The sequence below is a fragment of the Shewanella sp. Sh95 genome (assembly GCF_001308045.1).
Lineage (GTDB): Bacteria > Pseudomonadota > Gammaproteobacteria > Enterobacterales > Shewanellaceae > Shewanella > Shewanella xiamenensis.
Window position 1 is genome coordinate 1 of record NZ_LGYY01000075.1, and the last position, 407, is coordinate 407.

Here is a 407-nt window from a genome sequence, read left to right on the forward strand (position 1 = left end):
CTTTAACAATCTAAACAAGAAATCTGTGTGGACACTCACAGGTGTTGAGTTAATCGAAATTACTCTGCCGTTTGGCGAGTAATCAAAGAATTAAATCAATGAATGAGTGTTCATAGCAATATGTACAACGACTTATTAAGTTAAGTCGATTCAGAATTCATTGAGCCGAATCTTCGGATTCAAAAAACTTTAATTGAAGAGTTTGATCATGGCTCAGATTGAACGCTGGCGGCAGGCCTAACACATGCAAGTCGAGCGGCAGCACAAGTAAGTTTACTTATGAGGTGGCGAGCGGCGGACGGGTGAGTAATGCCTAGGGATCTGCCCAGTCGAGGGGGATAACAGTTGGAAACGACTGCTAATACCGCATACGCCCTACGGGGGAAAGAGGGGGACCTTCGGGCCTC

Annotated in this window: 1 rRNA gene; it reads left to right on the plus strand. The window is 45.5% G+C overall.

Features of this window, described 5'->3' with window-relative positions:
* Positions 1-190: 190 nt before the first annotated feature.
* Positions 191-407 (plus strand): 16S ribosomal RNA (locus AEA42_RS05465); the annotation flags it as partial.